15 protein-coding genes, 3 pseudogenes and 1 riboswitch are annotated in these 17,324 nt (G+C 49.6%); of the genes and pseudogenes, 11 read left to right on the forward strand and 7 right to left on the reverse strand.

What is annotated here, in order from left to right:
• Positions 1–277 precede the first annotated feature (277 nt).
• Together malF and malG are read left to right on the forward strand one after the other, a co-directional pair.
• Positions 278–1,821 (forward strand): annotated as a pseudogene (gene malF / locus A7090_RS13925) (maltose ABC transporter permease MalF).
• Positions 1,822–1,835: 14 nt separating this feature from the next.
• A complete protein-coding gene (malG, locus tag A7090_RS13930; RefSeq protein ID WP_105274474.1) occupies positions 1,836–2,726 on the forward strand; it encodes a maltose ABC transporter permease MalG in 891 nt (296 codons plus the stop codon).
• Positions 2,727–2,819: 93 nt separating this feature from the next.
• On the opposite strand, the gene psiE is transcribed toward malG, so the two are convergent.
• Positions 2,820–3,230: a phosphate-starvation-inducible protein PsiE gene (psiE, locus tag A7090_RS13935; RefSeq protein WP_000202902.1), complete on the reverse strand. Its 411-nt coding sequence runs from the start codon at positions 3,228–3,230 to the stop codon at positions 2,820–2,822.
• Positions 3,231–3,507: 277 nt separating this feature from the next.
• On the opposite strand from psiE, the gene A7090_RS13940 reads away from it, so the two are divergent.
• Positions 3,508–3,786, forward strand: coding sequence for a hypothetical protein (locus A7090_RS13940; protein ID WP_024212568.1), 279 nt, complete (start codon positions 3,508–3,510; stop codon positions 3,784–3,786).
• Positions 3,787–3,832: 46 nt separating this feature from the next.
• Here A7090_RS13940 and A7090_RS13945 read toward each other — a convergent pair.
• The 3 genes and pseudogenes from A7090_RS13945 to pgi all read right to left on the reverse strand — a co-directional run.
• Positions 3,833–4,354, reverse strand: a pseudogene (locus A7090_RS13945) (YjbH domain-containing protein); the annotation flags it as partial.
• Positions 4,355–4,569: 215 nt separating this feature from the next.
• Positions 4,570–4,635 (reverse strand): annotated as a pseudogene (locus A7090_RS26605) (exopolysaccharide production protein YjbE); the annotation flags it as partial.
• Positions 4,636–5,148: 513 nt separating this feature from the next.
• A complete protein-coding gene (pgi, locus tag A7090_RS13950) occupies positions 5,149–6,798 on the reverse strand; it encodes a glucose-6-phosphate isomerase (RefSeq protein ID WP_105274475.1) in 1,650 nt (549 codons plus the stop codon).
• Between the two features lie 236 nt (positions 6,799–7,034).
• A riboswitch (Lysine riboswitch) is annotated at positions 7,035–7,231 on the forward strand.
• Between the two features lie 91 nt (positions 7,232–7,322).
• Here pgi and lysC point away from each other — a divergent pair.
• Positions 7,323–8,672 carry a lysine-sensitive aspartokinase 3 gene (gene lysC, locus A7090_RS13960; RefSeq protein WP_105274476.1) on the forward strand — a complete coding sequence of 450 codons (1,350 nt, stop codon included), beginning with the start codon at positions 7,323–7,325 and terminating at the stop codon, positions 8,670–8,672.
• A gap of 143 nt (positions 8,673–8,815) precedes the next feature.
• A complete protein-coding gene (locus tag A7090_RS13965) occupies positions 8,816–9,748 on the forward strand; it encodes a zeta toxin family protein (RefSeq protein ID WP_105274477.1) in 933 nt (310 codons plus the stop codon).
• Positions 9,749–9,777: 29 nt separating this feature from the next.
• On the opposite strand, the gene A7090_RS13970 is transcribed toward A7090_RS13965, so the two are convergent.
• Both A7090_RS13970 and A7090_RS13975 read right to left on the reverse strand, forming a co-directional pair.
• Entirely contained in the window at positions 9,778–10,569 is a 792-nt protein-coding gene (locus A7090_RS13970) for a nucleotidyltransferase domain-containing protein (RefSeq protein ID WP_105274478.1), read from the reverse strand.
• Between the two features lie 5 nt (positions 10,570–10,574).
• On the reverse strand, positions 10,575–11,702 hold the full coding sequence (locus A7090_RS13975; RefSeq protein WP_105274479.1) for a slipin family protein: 1,128 nt from the start codon (positions 11,700–11,702) through the stop codon (positions 10,575–10,577).
• A 526-nt stretch (positions 11,703–12,228) separates the two neighbouring features.
• Between A7090_RS13975 and A7090_RS13980 the strand changes: the two genes are divergently transcribed.
• Positions 12,229–12,501 carry a DUF3811 domain-containing protein gene (locus A7090_RS13980; RefSeq protein ID WP_001207638.1) on the forward strand — a complete coding sequence of 91 codons (273 nt, stop codon included), beginning with the start codon at positions 12,229–12,231 and terminating at the stop codon, positions 12,499–12,501.
• On the opposite strand, the gene rluF is transcribed toward A7090_RS13980, so the two are convergent.
• Complete coding sequence (rluF, locus tag A7090_RS13985; protein WP_105274480.1) at positions 12,502–13,374, reverse strand: 23S rRNA pseudouridine(2604) synthase RluF; 873 nt, start codon at positions 13,372–13,374, stop codon at positions 12,502–12,504.
• A gap of 347 nt (positions 13,375–13,721) precedes the next feature.
• Here rluF and A7090_RS13990 point away from each other — a divergent pair, with 347 nt between their 5' ends.
• The 5 genes from A7090_RS13990 to A7090_RS14010 all read left to right on the forward strand — a co-directional run bounded on the left by A7090_RS13990 (position 13,722) and on the right by A7090_RS14010 (position 17,319).
• Positions 13,722–14,669 carry a sugar-binding transcriptional regulator gene (locus A7090_RS13990; RefSeq protein ID WP_105274481.1) on the forward strand — a complete coding sequence of 316 codons (948 nt, stop codon included), beginning with the start codon at positions 13,722–13,724 and terminating at the stop codon, positions 14,667–14,669.
• A 69-nt stretch (positions 14,670–14,738) separates the two neighbouring features.
• Entirely contained in the window at positions 14,739–15,545 is an 807-nt protein-coding gene (locus A7090_RS13995; protein ID WP_105274482.1) for an SDR family oxidoreductase, read from the forward strand.
• Positions 15,546–15,554: 9 nt separating this feature from the next.
• Positions 15,555–15,962 (forward strand): mannose/fructose/sorbose PTS transporter subunit IIA, encoded by a 408-nt coding sequence (locus A7090_RS14000; RefSeq protein WP_105274483.1) that lies wholly within the window; start codon positions 15,555–15,557, stop codon positions 15,960–15,962.
• Positions 15,962–16,456, forward strand: a complete 495-nt coding sequence (locus A7090_RS14005) for a PTS system mannose/fructose/N-acetylgalactosamine-transporter subunit IIB (RefSeq protein WP_105274484.1) — start codon at positions 15,962–15,964, stop codon at positions 16,454–16,456. Before A7090_RS14000 ends, A7090_RS14005 begins: the two co-directional genes overlap by 1 nt.
• A 65-nt stretch (positions 16,457–16,521) precedes the next feature.
• Positions 16,522–17,319 carry a PTS mannose/fructose/sorbose transporter subunit IIC gene (locus A7090_RS14010; RefSeq protein WP_105274485.1) on the forward strand — a complete coding sequence of 266 codons (798 nt, stop codon included), beginning with the start codon at positions 16,522–16,524 and terminating at the stop codon, positions 17,317–17,319.
• Positions 17,320–17,324 lie beyond the last annotated feature (5 nt).

Genomic DNA, 17,324 nt, shown 5'->3' on the forward strand with positions numbered 1-17,324 from the left:
GTAGGCCTGATAAGACGCGTCAGCGTCGCATCAGGCTGTTGTTGCCGGATGCGGCGTGAACGCTTTATCCGGCCCACAAAACCAAAACGTATGTAGGCCTGATAAGACGCGTCAGCGTCGCATCAGACAGTTGTTGCCGGATGCGGCGTGAACGCTTTATCCGGCCTACAAAACCAAAACGTATGTAGGCCTGATAAGACGCGTCAGCGTCGCATCAGGCAATTATTGTCGGATAAGGCATTAACGCCTTATCCGTCCTGGAATGAGGAAGAACCCCATGGATGTCATTAAAAAGAAACATTGGTGGCAAAGCGACGCGCTGAAATGGTCAGTGTCAGGTCTGCTCGGTCTGCTGGTGGGTTACCTTGTTGTTTTAATGTACGCACAAGGGGAATACCTGTTCGCCATTACCACGCTGATATTGAGCTCAGCGGGGCTGTATATTTTCACTAATCGTAAAGCCTACGCCTGGCGCTATGTCTATCCGGGAATGGCCGGGATGGGTCTATTCGTCCTCTTTCCTCTGGTCTGTACCATCGCCATTGCCTTCACCAACTACAGCAGCACTAACCAACTGACTTTTGAACGTGCACAGGAAGTATTGTTAGATCGCTCCTGGCAAGCAGGCAAAACCTATAACTTTGGTCTTTACCCGGCGGGCGATGAGTGGCAGCTGGCACTCAGCGACGGCGAAACCGGCAAAAATTACCTCTCCGACGCTTTTAAATTTGGCGGCGAACAAAAACTGCAACTGAAAGCAACGCTCGCCCAGCCCGAAGGCGAGCGCGCGAATCTGCGCGTGATTACCCAAAATCGTCAGGCGCTGAGTGACATTACCGCCATACTCCGGATGGCAACAAAGTGATGATGAGCTCCCTGCGCCAGTTTTCTGACACGCAGCCGCTCTACACACTCGACGGTGACGGCTCGCTGACGAATAATCAGAGCGGCGTGAAATATCGTCCGAATAACCAAATTGGCTTTTACCAGTCCATTACCGCCGACAGCAACTGGGGCGATGAAAAGCTAAGCCCCGGTTACACCGTGACCACCGGCTGGAAAAACTTTACCCGCGTCTTCACCGACGAAGGCATCCAGAAACCATTCCTCGCCATTTTCGTCTGGACCGTGGTGTTCTCGCTGATCACCGTCTTTTTCACGGTGGCGGTCGGCATGGTTCTGGCGTGTCTGGTGCAGTGGGAGGCGTTGCGCGGCAAAGCGGTCTATCGTGTCCTGCTGATTCTGCCCTACGCGGTGCCATCGTTTATTTCAATCTTGATTTTTAAAGGGTTGTTTAACCAGAGCTTCGGTGAGATCAACATGATGTTAAGTGCGCTGTTTGGCGTGAAACCAGCCTGGTTTAGCGATCCGACCACCGCCCGAACGATGCTGATTATCGTCAATACCTGGCTGGGTTATCCGTACATGATGATCCTCTGCATGGGCTTGCTGAAAGCGATTCCGGACGATCTGTATGAAGCCTCAGCAATGGATGGTGCAGGTCCATTCCAGAACTTCTTTAAGATTACGCTGCCGTTACTGATTAAACCGCTGACGCCGCTAATGATCGCCAGCTTCGCCTTTAACTTTAACAACTTCGTGCTGATTCAACTGTTAACCAACGGCGGCCCGGATCGTCTTGGCACGACTACGCCAGCCGGTTATACCGACCTGCTTGTTAACTACACCTACCGTATCGCTTTTGAAGGCGGTGGGGGTCAGGACTTCGGTCTGGCGGCAGCAATTGCCACGCTGATCTTCCTGCTGGTGGGTGCGCTGGCGATAGTGAACCTGAAAGCCACGCGAATGAAGTTTGATTAAGGGAGATAACAAAAATGGCCATGGTCCAACCGAAATCGCAAAAAGCACGTTTGTTTATTACTCACCTGCTACTGCTACTTTTTATCGCAGCGATTATGTTCCCGCTGCTGATGGTCGTCGCCATCTCGCTGCGTCAGGGGAACTTCGCGACCGGTAGCCTGATCCCGGAGCAAATCTCCTGGGATCACTGGAAACTGGCGTTAGGTTTTAGCGTTGAACAGGCTGATGGCCGCATTACGCCACCGCCATTCCCGGTACTGCTGTGGCTATGGAACTCGGTAAAAGTCGCCGGGATTTCCGCGATTGGCATTGTAGTGCTCTCCACCACCTGCGCCTACGCTTTCGCCCGTATGCGCTTTCCAGGCAAATCGACGCTGCTGAAAGGAATGCTGATTTTCCAGATGTTCCCGGCCGTACTTTCACTGGTCGCGTTGTATGCATTGTTTGATCGTCTGGGTGAGTACATTCCATTCATTGGCCTGAATACTCACGGCGGCGTAATCTTCGCATATCTGGGTGGGATTGCGCTGCATGTCTGGACCATCAAAGGTTATTTCGAAACCATCGACAGTTCGCTGGAAGAAGCGGCGGCGCTGGATGGAGCAACACCGTGGCAGGCCTTCCGCCTTGTCCTGTTGCCGCTGTCAGTACCGATTCTGGCGGTGGTGTTCATCCTGTCGTTTATCGCTGCCATTACTGAAGTTCCGGTCGCATCGCTGTTACTGCGTGACGTAAACAGCTACACCCTGGCCGTGGGGATGCAGCAATACCTCAACCCGCAAAACTACCTGTGGGGTGACTTTGCCGCCGCTGCCGTGATGTCTGCATTACCGATCACCCTCGTCTTCTTACTGGCTCAACGCTGGCTGGTCAACGGCCTGACGGCAGGTGGTGTGAAAGGTTAAAGATGTTGTTCTGCCAATGTTATGCCGCTGCACCCTCAACTTACGTTATCCCAACTTGTGACTGTTATTCGGCGCTCTACGGAGCGCCTTTTTTTACTCCCGCTTCAGCCGTTTCGAATTACACAGCCACAGGGTGATCACCAGTAACAGGATCGCTGCCGAGTAGATCAACACATCCAGTGGCGATTTATGATCGACGATGATCAAGCGCACAATAGCGGTGATCCCGATATAGACAAAGTAACGTAGCGGGAAGTGAAAACCGGACTGAAAATACTTCACAATCAGCGCGATAAATTCGAAATAGAGAAAATAAACCACCAGTCCTTCCACCAGCTCATATTTGCTGGTTTGTTCTGGCGCGAACAGCACATCAGCCAGATGCACCGTTTCTTTGCCGAGAAAGACAACCAAAATCAGGCCGAGGCACAACAGGCCAAGATTGAGAACGGTCTGCAAAATGGTGGAGATAAACTCCACGCGCGGACGAGAGAGTGACGTCATAGCAGTACCTCCTTCACAGTGGCGAGCTTCCTGTATAACGCAGAAATGTGACGGAGATCTATATTTTTTGTGTATGTTTTGTTCAATCTGGATTAAGTGGGCATCTGCCAACCAACGTCGGATTCGGCGTAAACACCTTATCCGTCCTACCCGTAGGCCGGATAAGCCGCGTCTCGCGGCGCATCCGGCAAGACACATTACCTCAGAAAATCACCCATTCAGGTGATTCCCAGCCACCAGCAATGCGCGAAAAATCGACAATGTTCCTCTGGAACAAATGAAACGTAACCTGATAAAGGTGGTAAAAATGAAGCCTTATTTTGCTGCTTTGTTGTTATCAGTCTCTGTTCTTCCTGCTTATGCTGGTCCGCTCGGTACTGCTGATAAAGCCGACCTGCCGCAAAGCAATGTCTCCAGCCCAATGATGGCCCAGTCGCTCAGGCAACCAGACCTGCAACCGATATCGACGGACAGGAAGACAGAATGTTTTCGCCTTTACACACCAGATCGCAAACCGGGGGTGAACTGCGTTCCTGATGGCTCGACAGGCCATTAAGAATGAGGGTGCCAGTGAGTGCGAAAACTGGCACCTTTCCCATGACTTAGCGGAAATTCACGCTTCGGTCGCTGGTCATGTCATACCACTGGAACTTGCGCCCAAGTTGCTGACCCCCGTCACGCGTCAGCGGCGTCCAGCCAATTGCCGCACGGCTGCGTGTCGGGCCAGACGAGAAGAGATCCAACGGTACAGAAACATACACGCCTTTGGTGAAGTCCCCTTTGCCGTACTCCTCTTGCGAAACATTAGTGATCGTGGCATAGCCCCCCACCATCACACCGCTGTCAAAACGCCTGGCGATTTCCAGCGTGCCGCCTTTATCCCCTGCCAGATACTGCCCGACACTGGCTTTCACTAACACATCCTGAGCAAAAGATGGCGTCCAGTATGCGGTCAGATGTCCGGTTTTCACGCTGTAATCGGTGAATTTCATCATATCTTTTGCGCTACGCCAGTTACGTTGTTTAACGTAGTTAGCATCCAGACCAAACGCCCAATTGCTGTCCAGCGGGCGATACAACACTTCTGCCCCCGCACCGCCAAACATGGTTTCGAGATAGCCGCCGAGCAGGCAGATAAGAACGAGTGCAGGTCGCTTCACGACTCTTCTCCAGAGGAGCTGAATAACCACTCCGGAGTGTGGTTATGGTTAATCCCCTTCATACTTCAGCAGATGCGGTGACCGCACTCATTCACCCCGGTCACATAGTTATCTATGCTCTTGGGGACTCACTCGCTTGTCGCCTTCCTGCAACTCGAATTATTTTGGGATACATACTTTGCAGCCCACGCAGAAGTCGCCGCAAGCGCAGATATGGCAAAAATGCCATACAGAACTTTTGTCATAACAATTTCCCTTCATTGAATGAATGGATATTTACCCAAAAATATTTCGGGCAGGATCGAGTATACACAACTAAAGCATGCGAATTATGGCGCGGGGAATGAGTGATGGGGTTTTAGGATAATTGGAATGAATATCAAATATAATCCACAACTTATATACAAATAAGGTTGAAAATCAAAAAAGTTAAAATAAAATCAAAAATAATTAGCCTGTGTATTTTTCGAAATCAACCACGATTAAAAATCTATTTCAGGATTAACCTCAAGGTATGATTTTCGTTAAATCACAGACAAGGGGATTTATCTGATAAAACAATGCCGACTTATAGTCGGCATTGTTATTAAGGTTATTTAATTAATCGTGCTATGCATCAATTGCCGAATACGATGTACATATCGGCATCGACCTGTAGGCCTGATAAGACGCGTAAAGCGTCGCATCAGGCACCGGTTGCCGGATGCGGCGTAAACGCCTTATCCGGCCTACATATCGGCATCAGGCATGCTCGATGATTAACCACGCCACACTTTATAGCGGTTAATCAGACCATTGGTTGAGCTATCGTGACTGCTGATTTCTTTGCCATCTTTCAGCTCCGGCAGAATACGGTTCGCCAGTTGTTTACCCAGCTCCACGCCCCATTGGTCGAAGGTGAAGATGTTCAGGATCACGCCCTGAGTAAAGATTTTGTGCTCATACAGCGCAATCAACGCCCCCAGGCTGAACGGAGTGATTTCGCGCAGCAGGATAGAGTTGGTCGGGCGGTTACCTTCGAACACTTTGAACGGCACCACGTAGTCGAGCGTTGCCGGATCTTTACCCTGATCGCGATATTCCTGCTCAACCACTTCACGGGATTTACCAAACGCCAGCGCTTCGGTCTGAGCGAAGAAGTTAGACAGCAGTTTCTGGTGATGATCAGAGAGCGGGTTATGGGTGATAGCCGGGGCGATGAAATCGCACGGCACCATCTTCGTACCCTGGTGGATCAGTTGGTAGAACGCGTGCTGACCGTTAGTACCCGGCTCACCCCAGATAATCGGGCCAGTCTGGTAATCAACCACGTTACCATTACGGTCAACGTACTTACCGTTGGACTCCATATTGCCCTGCTGGAAGTACGCCGCGAAACGGTGCATATACTGGTCGTACGGCAGAATCGCTTCAGTTTCCGCGCCGAAGAAATTGTTGTACCAGATGCCGATCAGCGCCAACAGTACAGGCAGGTTTTTCTCGGCAGGCATGGTGGAGAAATGCTTGTCCATTGCGTGTGCGCCGGAAAGCAACTCAACGAAGTTATCAAAGCCAATAGAGAGAACAATCGACAAACCAATCGCTGACCACAGAGAGTAACGGCCGCCGACCCAGTCCCAGAACTCGAACATGTTGGCGGTATCAATACCAAACTCACCAACGGCTTTCGCGTTGGTGGAAAGCGCAGCGAAGTGTTTCGCAACGTGTTTATCATCACCCGCCGCTTTCAGGAACCAGTCACGCGCGCTATGGGCGTTGGTCATAGTTTCCTGGGTAGTGAAGGTTTTAGACGCCACCAGGAACAGGGTGGTTTCCGGGTTTACTTTTTTCAGCACTTCCGCAATGTGAGTCCCATCGACGTTAGAAACAAAGTGCATGTTCAGGTGATTTTTGTACGGACGCAGTGCTTCGGTCACCATGTACGGGCCGAGGTCAGAACCGCCGATCCCGATGTTCACCACGTCGGTGATTGCTTTGCCGGTATAGCCTTTCCACTCACCCGAAATAATCGCTTGTGAGAAGGTTTTCATCTTCTCCAGCACGGCGTTAACTTCCGGCATGACATCTTTGCCATCAACCAGAATCGGGGTATTGCTACGGTTACGCAGCGCCACGTGCAGCACGGCACGGTTTTCGGTGCGGTTGATCTTCTCGCCAGAGAACATCGACTTAATCGCGCCAGCCAGATCGCACTCTTTCGCCAGATCTTGCAATTTCGCCAGCGTCTCTTCAGTGATGCGGTTTTTGGAGTAATCCACCAGCATCTGATCGTCGAAGGTTGCGGAGAACTTAGAAAAACGATCGCTGTCTTGAGCAAAAAGATCGGCGATCGTAACGTTTTTCATTTCATCAAAGTGTTTCTGTAGTGCCTGCCAGGCAGCGGTCTGCGTTGGATTGATGTTTTTCATTAGCAATACTCTTCTGATTTTGAGAATTATGACTTTGGAAGATTGTAGCGCCAGTCACAGAAAAATGTGATGGTTTTAGTGCCGTTGGCGTAATGTTGAGTGTAAATCCTTAGCGCGGTGAAGCAGTTATTAGCTGAACTACTGATCGCCAGGAGTGGATGAAAAATCCGCATGACACCATCGTTGACAACCGCCCCGCTCACCCTTTATTTATAAATGTACTACCTGCGCTTGCGCAGGCCAGAAGAGGCGCGTTGCCCAAGTAACGGTGTTGGAGGAGCCAGTCCTGTGATAACACCTGAGGGGGAGCATCGCCGAGGTGATTGAACGGCTGGCCACGTTCATCATCGGCTACAGGGGCTGAATCCCCTGGGTTGTCACCAGAAGCGTTCGCAGTCGGGCGTTTCGCAAGTGGTGGAGCACTTCTGGGTGAAAATAGTAGCGAAGTATCGCTCTGCGCCCACCCGTCTTCCGCTCTTCCCTTGTGCCAAGGCTGAAAATGGATCCCCTGACACGAGGTAGTTATGTCTGAAATTATTGTCTCCAAATTTGGCGGTACCAGCGTAGCTGATTTTGACGCTATGAACCGCAGCGCTGATATTGTGCTTTCTGATGCCAACGTGCGTTTAGTTGTCCTCTCGGCTTCTGCTGGTATCACTAATCTGCTGGTCGCTTTAGCTGAAGGACTGGAACCTGGCGAGCGATTCGAAAAACTCGACGCTATCCGCAATATCCAGTTTGCCATTCTGGAACGTCTGCGTTACCCGAACGTTATCCGCGAAGAGATTGAACGTCTGCTGGAGAACATTACTGTTCTGGCTGAAGCGGCGGCGCTGGCAACGTCTCCGGCGCTGACAGATGAACTGGTCAGCCACGGCGAGCTGATGTCGACCCTGCTGTTTGTCGAGATCCTGCGCGAACGCGATGTTCAGGCACAGTGGTTTGATGTACGTAAAGTAATGCGTACTAATGATCGATTTGGTCGTGCAGAGCCAGATGTAGCCGCGCTGGCAGAACTGGCCGCATTGCAGCTGCTCCCACGCCTCAATGAAGGCTTAGTGATCACCCAGGGATTTATCGGCAGCGAAAGTAAAGGTCGTACAACGACGCTTGGCCGTGGAGGAAGCGATTATACGGCAGCCTTGCTGGCAGAGGCTTTACACGCTTCTCGTGTTGATATCTGGACCGATGTCCCAGGCATCTACACCACCGATCCACGCGTGGTCACCGCAGCAAAACGCATTGATGAAATCGCGTTTGCCGAAGCGGCGGAGATGGCAACTTTTGGTGCAAAAGTACTGCATCCGGCAACATTGCTACCCGCAGTACGCAGCGATATTCCGGTCTTTGTCGGCTCCAGCAAAGACCCACATGCAGGCGGTACGCTGGTGTGCAATAAAACTGAAAATCCACCGCTGTTCCGCGCTCTGGCGCTGCGTCGCAATCAGACGCTGCTCACTTTGCACAGCCTGAATATGCTGCATTCTCGCGGTTTCCTCGCGGAAGTTTTCGGCATCCTCGCGCGGCATAATATTTCGGTAGACTTAATCACCACGTCAGAAGTGAGCGTGGCATTAACCCTTGATACCACCGGTTCAACCTCCACTGGCGATACGTTGCTGACGCAATCTCTGCTGATGGAGCTGTCTGCACTATGCCGGGTAGAAGTGGAAGAAGGTCTGGCGCTGGTGGCATTGATTGGTAATGACCTGTCAAAAGCCTGCGGCGTTGGCAAAGAAGTATTTGGCGTACTGGAACCGTTTAATATTCGCATGATTTGCTACGGCGCTTCCAGCCACAACCTGTGCTTCCTGGTGCCCGGCGAAGATGCCGAGCAGGTGGTGCAGAAACTGCATAGTAATTTGTTTGAATAATCCTTGCCTGCTGGCGTATAGCGTTCACCTGTTGCTATACGCCATCCTCACTGAAAACATAGGCTAAATAATATCTGAAAAGCAAAATCACTCCCGTAAAGCAGTGTTATAATTATCGAAAATATTATTTAACAGGAGTGTTAATGGCTACTTTAATGGAAAAAGATGCACTTTTAAATGGCGTTAGCCAGTGCATCGCGTTTTTATCAAACATCGTTGATAATTACGTTAATTTACAGAATCAGAAACCCGGTGATACGCTAACGCAATTAGTCAGCTATCGCGATTATCTTTATTCAACACCGTCTGAACTTGTAGATTTTGTACAAGGGAAGTTACGCCTTCAGCAAGTCAGAACTCAATACCAGCGCGAATTCAACAATACTGAGCATTCAAAAAATAAAGCGTCTTTTAATTCGCTATGGCAGCGTCTGACAAATAATGTCGTCACCACCCAGCAGCATCCCATTGCTTTTGTATTAGGTGGGCAACCGGGGGCGGGGAAATCATCCTTGATTGAATTAGCAAAAAGGGAGACAAAGGATAACATAATGATTATTAACGGTGATGATTTCAGATTTCAGCACCCTGACTTTAATTATATCTACAAAACCTACGGTGACGATTTTGTTACTCATACCGCGAAATTTTCCGGTGAAACCGTCGAATGTGCAATTGAGAGAGCTATTGCCAGCAAGCTCAATATAGTTGTCGAAGGAACATTTCGTAACGCCGCTACACCACTACAGACATTAAAAAAACTTAAAGAGGCAGGCTACCGAACGGAAGTCATGATAAAAACCACTTCATCCGCATTAAGTTGGGAAAGCACCAATGAACGGTATAATAAGGATAAAGAGGCAGGAAATATCGCCCGAAAAGTGGATAAAAATCACCATGATATCGTCACCGATTTGCTGGCAGAAAATGCCAGCAAGGTGTTTGCTTCGAACCTGGCAGATAAGTTTTCGGTGTATTCGCGCGAGAAAATGATATTTAGTTCACAAGCGGCAACGAATGACGATATTGCAACGCTTATCCAGAATGAAATCAGCGGGAATACACAAGAAGAATAAGGCCTGATGGAGTGAAATAACACCGGGCATCACACCCGGTGCATTACCGTCTGGTACAGCAAACTATCCAGTTCCTTAACGTCCCCTTCCCGGCTATCCGGTAACATCGGTGGAATTTCCCCACGCGCCAGTTCTGCACGGATAAACTCATGTAACAATGGACGACGCGGTCCATATTCCGCTTCCCCCGCACGTTGTTTACGTTCCAGCAATTCGTCTATTTCTGCGCGTAACGGCATATCAAGTTCGCTTCCCATCAGTAGATCGGCAAAGCGCATTGGTGGTACGCCTTTACCCGCTTCGACCCAACGTACGGCAAGTAGCGGGCGCAGCACGTAAAAATATTTTTTCAGCCGTACTTCGTCGCCTTGTAAATAACCGCGAAAGTTTTTTCGTGCCATCGAATAATAATGCCAACGCGCACGCAACGGAGAAAACCACTTTGGCACCATTGTCTTTAGCGCCGTTATCGTCTCTTCATCTTGCTGATAAACCACCGGTGAATCCAACCATTCAATCAGCGTCGGGTTTGCGCCTTTCAACAATCCCAGCGCCTTGCGCAATTCCCAGCCTGAAACATCCAGCTCGTTGTCGATAGGCAGTTCGATAACATCACGTGGTGACACCACCCGCAGATACCATTCCAACGGATGAACATACAAGAACCGCACATCATAGTCGCTATCGGGCGAAGCAAATCCACAGCCGCGACTCCCTGATTCACAGGCATACAGCACTTTAACGCCATATCGCTGCTCAATTTCGTTTAACTGCCGCGAAACCCTTTCGCGCATTGCGGCACTGACGCCATTTAATAGCATTTGACTCATCCTTTGATATTAACTAATCCATGCAGAACCTGGTCCAGACCGCCAAAAACAGAGATGTTATCGATCCGTTCTGCCACTCTTTCCAGTGTTTCCAGCTCTTTTAAGCGTAACGCCACCGGATTGTTTTCCATAACCTTAGCGGTATTCAACAACGAACGTGTCGCTGCCGTTTCTTCACGGCGACGAATCACATTCGCCTGTGCAGATTTCTCCGCTTCGACTAGCTGCGCAAGGATATTTTTCATATCACCAGGCAATACAATATCTTTCACCCCTAACGAGGCGATCTCCATGCCAAATGGCTGCATGCGCGATTTTACCTGTTCGCTGACGACGTCATCGATTATCTGTTTATCTTCAAGCAGCTCGTCCAACGTGCGCGTACCTACTGCTTCACGCAGCGCAAACTGCAACTCCCGATATAGATGATCTATCGGCTTCGTCAACTGACTAAACGCCAATAATACGTCACTATAGCGCCAGTTGGCGGCGAGGTTAATCCGCAGATTAACCTTATCTTTCGTTAAGATTTCTTGCCCGCTAACTTCCAGCACCTGCAAGCGGGTGTCGACCACTTCAGCTTCAACCAGATGATTTATTTTCCAGTACGCAGTCAGCCCCGGCGGTAACAGCGCCTGCGTTTCACCATCGATTTTCAGCACACCTACGTGCCAGGCCGGAACCTGCACCGTGAGTATCGCGTCGCGGCCTTTAACAACACCTTTGCGCCGTGGCTGCAATACCGCATTCATCACATCCGTTTGTACCTGGACTTGCTGCGTATTCATCCGCACCAGCGTCAAATCATCCTCTACACGCCAGTACAAACGACGCGTTGATGGCGGTAGAATCTCCAGCAAAATACCGTCCATATACAGCGCCCCGGCTTCAGTCTCCGACAAGTCTGCCATCAGGCAATATCTTTCCACCCAATCAGGCTGAAAGCGGCGCAAATAATCTGCCAGTGTATCGGGCACTTCACTGCCATCCAGCGTAATCAGCAACACTTCCGGGGTATTTAACCAGGGTAAAATATGCTTGCCTGCATGCAGCACTTTATAGTAATCACCCTTTCTTGCCAGTAATGCCAGTTGATCTTTTCGTACGCTAATTTTTTTAATCATTGTTTATTCCTTGTTTAATAGCCGTCGCGAAAGCAGATACGAAGCGACAGGGGAATTCCCTTTTGCCTGTTACCCGGCGTCTTTATCGGCGACGTTATCGGGGATCATTGACCGCGCAATCCCTCATTTTTATTTAATAAGTTACAACCAGTATTCATTTCAGGAATGAATGCGGGAATCGAACCCATAAGTGCGTCAAAGGCTGACGGAACACGCCCGGAAAACAGCCTAGCCGTTCCTGGTGTGCCGACGGGGTTTAACCCCCTTTGTAATTCAGTATCAACGCATAGGAGTTATTGCGAGAAGCGTGCCAGAAGAGAGAAAAGATTATTAACCAAATGAAAAATATAGATTTAATAAATTATTGTTGTTTGTAGGGGGGATTTTTTCGCTAAATTTTTATCTGTGTTTATCGTCAATTATCAAGAAAGATAAATATTTAAGAAGAGAACAAAGGAATATTATCAGTTCTGCTTGCAAATAAATTCCCGTACACTGAATCCATCAGCTAACTGAGGGCACCATCATGGCACTCCCCCGTATTACCCAAAAAGAGATGACTGAACGCGAGCAGCGCGAACTAAAAACATTGCTGGATCGCGCGCGCATTGCGCATGGTCGCGTACTGACCAACTCCGAAACCAACAGCATTAAGAAAGAGTACATCGATAAATTAATGGTTGAGCGTGAGGCTGAAGCGAAAAAAGCCCGCCAGTTGAAGAAAAAGCAGGCTTATAAACCGGATCCTGAAGCGTCATTCAGTTGGTCGGCAAATACGTCGACGCGCGGAAGACGTTAATCAGCGCCCCTTCTTTTTGCGCCCCGGCGAGGTGAAACGTTTACCATTTGACGCCGGGCGACCGCCTTTTTCTGATGTTTTTTCCATCTTCACCACCGGGCGCTTGATGCCCGCCGTTTTCGGTTTGGCCTTCGCTTTAGGTTTTGCCTCGGAAGAGGAATTTTCAATGAGCTTAAAAAGATCGATAAGCTCATCGTCAGTTAAATCGCGCCACTCCCCCAGCGGAATACCGCTTAAGCTGACGTTCATAATGCGCGTACGTTCCAGCTTCTTCACTTCGTAACCAAAGTGTTCGCACATACGACGGATCTGACGGTTCAGCCCCTGCACGAGGGTGATGCGAAAGACAAACGGCGCTTCTTTTTTGACTTTGCACTTTTTAGTCACCGTCCCGAGGATCGGTACCCCTGCCCCCATGCCACGAATAAATTCATCGGTAATCGGTTTATCTACCGTCACCAGATACTCTTTCTCATGATCGTTGCCGGCACGGAGGATTTTATTCACCAGATCGCCGTGGTTGGTGAGGAAAATCAGCCCTTGAGAATCTTTATCCAGGCGGCCAATCGGGAACACGCGTTTGCTGTGGTTAACGAAATCGACAATGTTATCGCGCTCGCCATCTTCGGTGGTGCTGACAATGCCTACGGGCTTGTTCATGGCGATAAGTACCAAATCTTCAGCTTCCCGAGGCTCAATCAACTGGCCGTTTACTTTCACAACATCGCCGGGTTTCACCTGATCGCCAATGGTGGCTCGCTTGCCATTAAGGAACACATTGCCTTGCTCGATATAGCGATCCGCTTCGCGGCGTGAGCAAATTCCGCTTTCGCTGATGTATTTATTTAAACGGACTGATGAGTCGGGCAGCATAAATTCTCCTGTAAAACGCGGAATATACCGTACCTCTTAGCGGGGAAAAACTGGGTTATGCAGCAACGTCGAAATTAAATGTGATCTGCCACGCCTTTTATCACAAAAGTGTCTCCGGAAACACGATGCAAATTTGCCTGGCAAAATAAGGATAATCAACATATTACGAATCGTTGCACATCTGTGCTGATGACTACTACGCAAAGAAACAAATGTGCAAGAGAAAGCGCTATTCCACCCCATGCAAAGAGTGAAAAATCGCTTTGAAAGGCCATCATGATGGGGTTATATCAGATCAAGCGGTGAGAAAGCATATTTGCACAAATGTGCAAAATCAGGAGGCGGCGATGGAAAACAGTGACGACATCCGTTTGATTGTGAAGATTGCCCAACTCTATTACGAACAGGACATGACGCAGGCGCAAATCGCCCGCGAACTGGGTATTTATCGGACCACCATCAGCCGCTTACTTAAACGGGGTCGCGAACAGGGTATTGTCACCATCGCTATCAACTATGACTACAACGAAAACCTCTGGCTGGAACAGCAACTGAAGCAAAAGTTTGACCTGAAAGAAGCGGTGGTGGTATCGGGGCGCAATGAAGAGGAAGACGCTCAGTTGGCGGTAATGGGGTTACACGGCGCGCAATTGTTAGATCGTTTGCTGGAACCTGGTGATATTGTTGGTTTTTCCTGGGGCCGCGCGGTGAGCGCATTGGTTGAAAACTTGCCGCAAGCAGGACAATCGCGGCAATTAATCTGCGTACCGATTATTGGCGGGCCGTCCGGTAAACTCGAAAGCCGCTATCACGTAAACACATTAACCTACAGCGCAGCGGCGAAGCTGAAAGGGGAATCGCATCTCGCGGATTTTCCGGCTCTGCTGGATAACCCCTTAATTCGTAATGGGATCATGCAGTCTCAGCACTTTAAAACCATCTCTGCCTACTGGGATAATCTGGATGTCGCCCTGGTGGGGATTGGCTCACCGGCCATTCGCGATGGCGCCAACTGGCATGCATTTTATGGTGGGGAAGAGAGTGACGATCTGAATGCCCGTCAGGTTGCCGGGGATATTTGCTCACGCTTTTTTGATATTCACGGCGCAATAGTAGAAACGAATATGAGCGAGAAAACGCTCTCTATCGAGATGAATAAATTAAAGCAGGCACGGTATTCCATTGGCATTGCCATGAGCGAAGAAAAATACAGCGGAATTATTGGTGCACTGCGCGGAAAATATATTAATTGTCTGGTAACGAATAGCAGCACAGCTGAACTATTACTGAAATAAGAATCTCCCCGATGTTTACCGTGATAAAAATTACGGCGGGTCCCTATTATCTAAAATCAGGAGTCTGTTATGCAAACGTGGTTAAATTTGCAGGGTAAAATCATTATTGTCACCGGCGGCGCATCCGGTATTGGTCTGGCGATTGTAGAGGAATTATTAGCACAAGGCGTGAATGTACAGATGGCCGATATTCACAGTGGCGACGGTCAATATGCAAGCAATAAAGGTTATCAGTTCTGGCCAACCGATATTTCCAGCGCCAAAGAGGTAAATCATACGGTGGCGGAAATTATTCAACGCTTTGGCCACATTGACGGTTTGGTCAACAACGCCGGGGTTAATTTCCCGCGCCTGTTAGTCGATGAGAAAGCGCCTGCCGGACAGTATGAACTCAACGAAGCCGCATTCGAAAAGATGGTCAATATCAACCAAAAAGGTGTGTTTCTGATGTCGCAAGCGGTGGCGCGACAGATGGTCAAACAGCACGATGGCGTGATTGTGAACGTCTCCTCGGAATGCGGACTGGAAGGCTCTGAAGGTCAAAGTTGCTACGCCGCTACCAAGGCCGCACTCAATAGCTTCACGCGTTCCTGGTCGAAAGAACTGGGTAAACACGGTATCCGTGTGGTCGGTATCGCCCCAGGGATTCTGGAAAAAACCGGGCTGCGCACGCCGGAATATGAAGAAGCGCTGGCGTGGACGCGCAATATCACCGTCGAGCAGTTGCATAAAAGCTATACCGAACATTCCATTCCTATCGGGCGCGCGGGAAGATTAACGGAAGTAGCTGATTTTGTGTGTTATCTGCTGTCCGAACGTGCCAGCTACATCACCGGAGTAACCACTAACATTGCTGGCGGCAAAACGCGCGGTTAAGGAGGTTTTATGGTCAACGTCATTTTTTGTGCCCACGGCAAATTAGCCTGCGCCATGCTGGAATCGGTTCAGATGGTGTACGGCGACGCCAACGTTGAAGCAGTTGAATTTGTGCCCGGCGAAAACGCCGGAGATATCGTGGCGAAACTGGAAAAGTTAGTAAGCACACACAATCAATGCGAGTGGTTGATCGCCGTGGATTTACAGTGCGGCAGCCCGTGGAATGCGGCAGCGACGCTTGCGATGCGTAATCCGCGCCTGCGGGTGATCAGCGGCCTTTCTCTGCCACTGGCGCTCGAACTGGTTGATAACCAGGACAGCATGAATGTTGATGAACTGTGTGAACACCTGATGCAAATCGCAACGCAAACCTGCGTTGTCTGGAAACAACTGGAAACGGCTGAGGAGGATTTCTGATGAACATTACGCTCGCCCGCATTGATGACCGCCTAATCCACGGACAGGTCACCACCGTATGGTCGAAAGTGGCTAACGCTCAGCGCATCATTATCTGTAATGACGAGGTGTATAACGATGAAGTGCGTCGGACATTATTGCGCCAGGCTGCCCCGCCGGGAATGAAAGTCAATGTGGTCGATATTGAAAAAGCCGTCGCGGTTTATCACAACCCACAATATCAGGACGAAACCGTATTTTATCTTTTTACTCGGCCTCAGGATGCCTTAGCGATGATTCGCCAGGGGGTAAAAATAGGTACGCTGAATATTGGTGGAATGGCCTGGTGCCCGGGAAAAAAACAGTTAACTAAAGCGGTTTCATTAGATGATGATGATATTAACGCATTTCATGAATTAAATAATCTTGGCGTCACACTGGATTTACGCGTCGTAGCGTCAGATCCCTCAATCAATATTATAGACATAATAAACGAACAGTTAGTCGAAAATTAAATAATAGCGCCTGTGTACATATGCTTTAACAGGCAGGGATGACGACACTTAAAAGGTGACAAATTATGGAAATAAGTACCCTACAAATCATTGCCATATTTCTTTTTTCCTGTATTGCCGGAATGGGCAGCGTGCTGGATGAATTTCAGACTCATCGCCCGTTAATTGCCTGTACGGTGATTGGTTTAATTCTCGGTGATTTAAAAACCGGAATTATGCTCGGTGGTACGCTGGAATTGATAGCTCTCGGCTGGATGAACGTCGGCGCGGCGCAATCTCCGGATTCTGCACTCGCCAGCATAATCTCTGCCATTCTGGTTATCGTTGGTCAGCAAAGTATCGCCACCGGTATCGCCATCGCGTTGCCTGTGGCTGCGGCAGGCCAGGTGCTTACTGTGTTTGCCCGCACCATCACCGTAGTATTCCAGCACGCGGCTGATAAAGCAGCGGAAGAAGCACAGTTTCGCACTCTCGATATTCTGCATGTCTCCGCGCTTGGCGTGCAAGCGCTGCGCGTTGCTATTCCGGCACTGATTGTCTCACTGTTCGTCAGCGCCGATATGGTGAGCAATATGTTGAACGCCATTCCCGAATTTGTAACCCGTGGATTGCAGATTGCTGGCGGTTTTATCGTGGTGGTCGGTTACGCCATGGTGCTACGCATGATGGGTGTAAAATATTTGATGCCTTTCTTCTTCCTCGGCTTCCTCGCAGGTGGCTACCTCGATCTCAGTCTGCTGGCATTCGGTGGCGTCGGCGTGATCATGGCCCTGGTCTACATCCAGCTAAATCCACAGTGGCGTAAAACTGAACCTCAACTCCAGGCCACCGCTTCCACCACCCTTGACCAACTTGACGATTAACGGAG

Origin of the sequence: Escherichia sp. MOD1-EC7003, assembly GCF_002965065.1 — a bacterium.
Classification (GTDB): domain Bacteria; phylum Pseudomonadota; class Gammaproteobacteria; order Enterobacterales; family Enterobacteriaceae; genus Escherichia.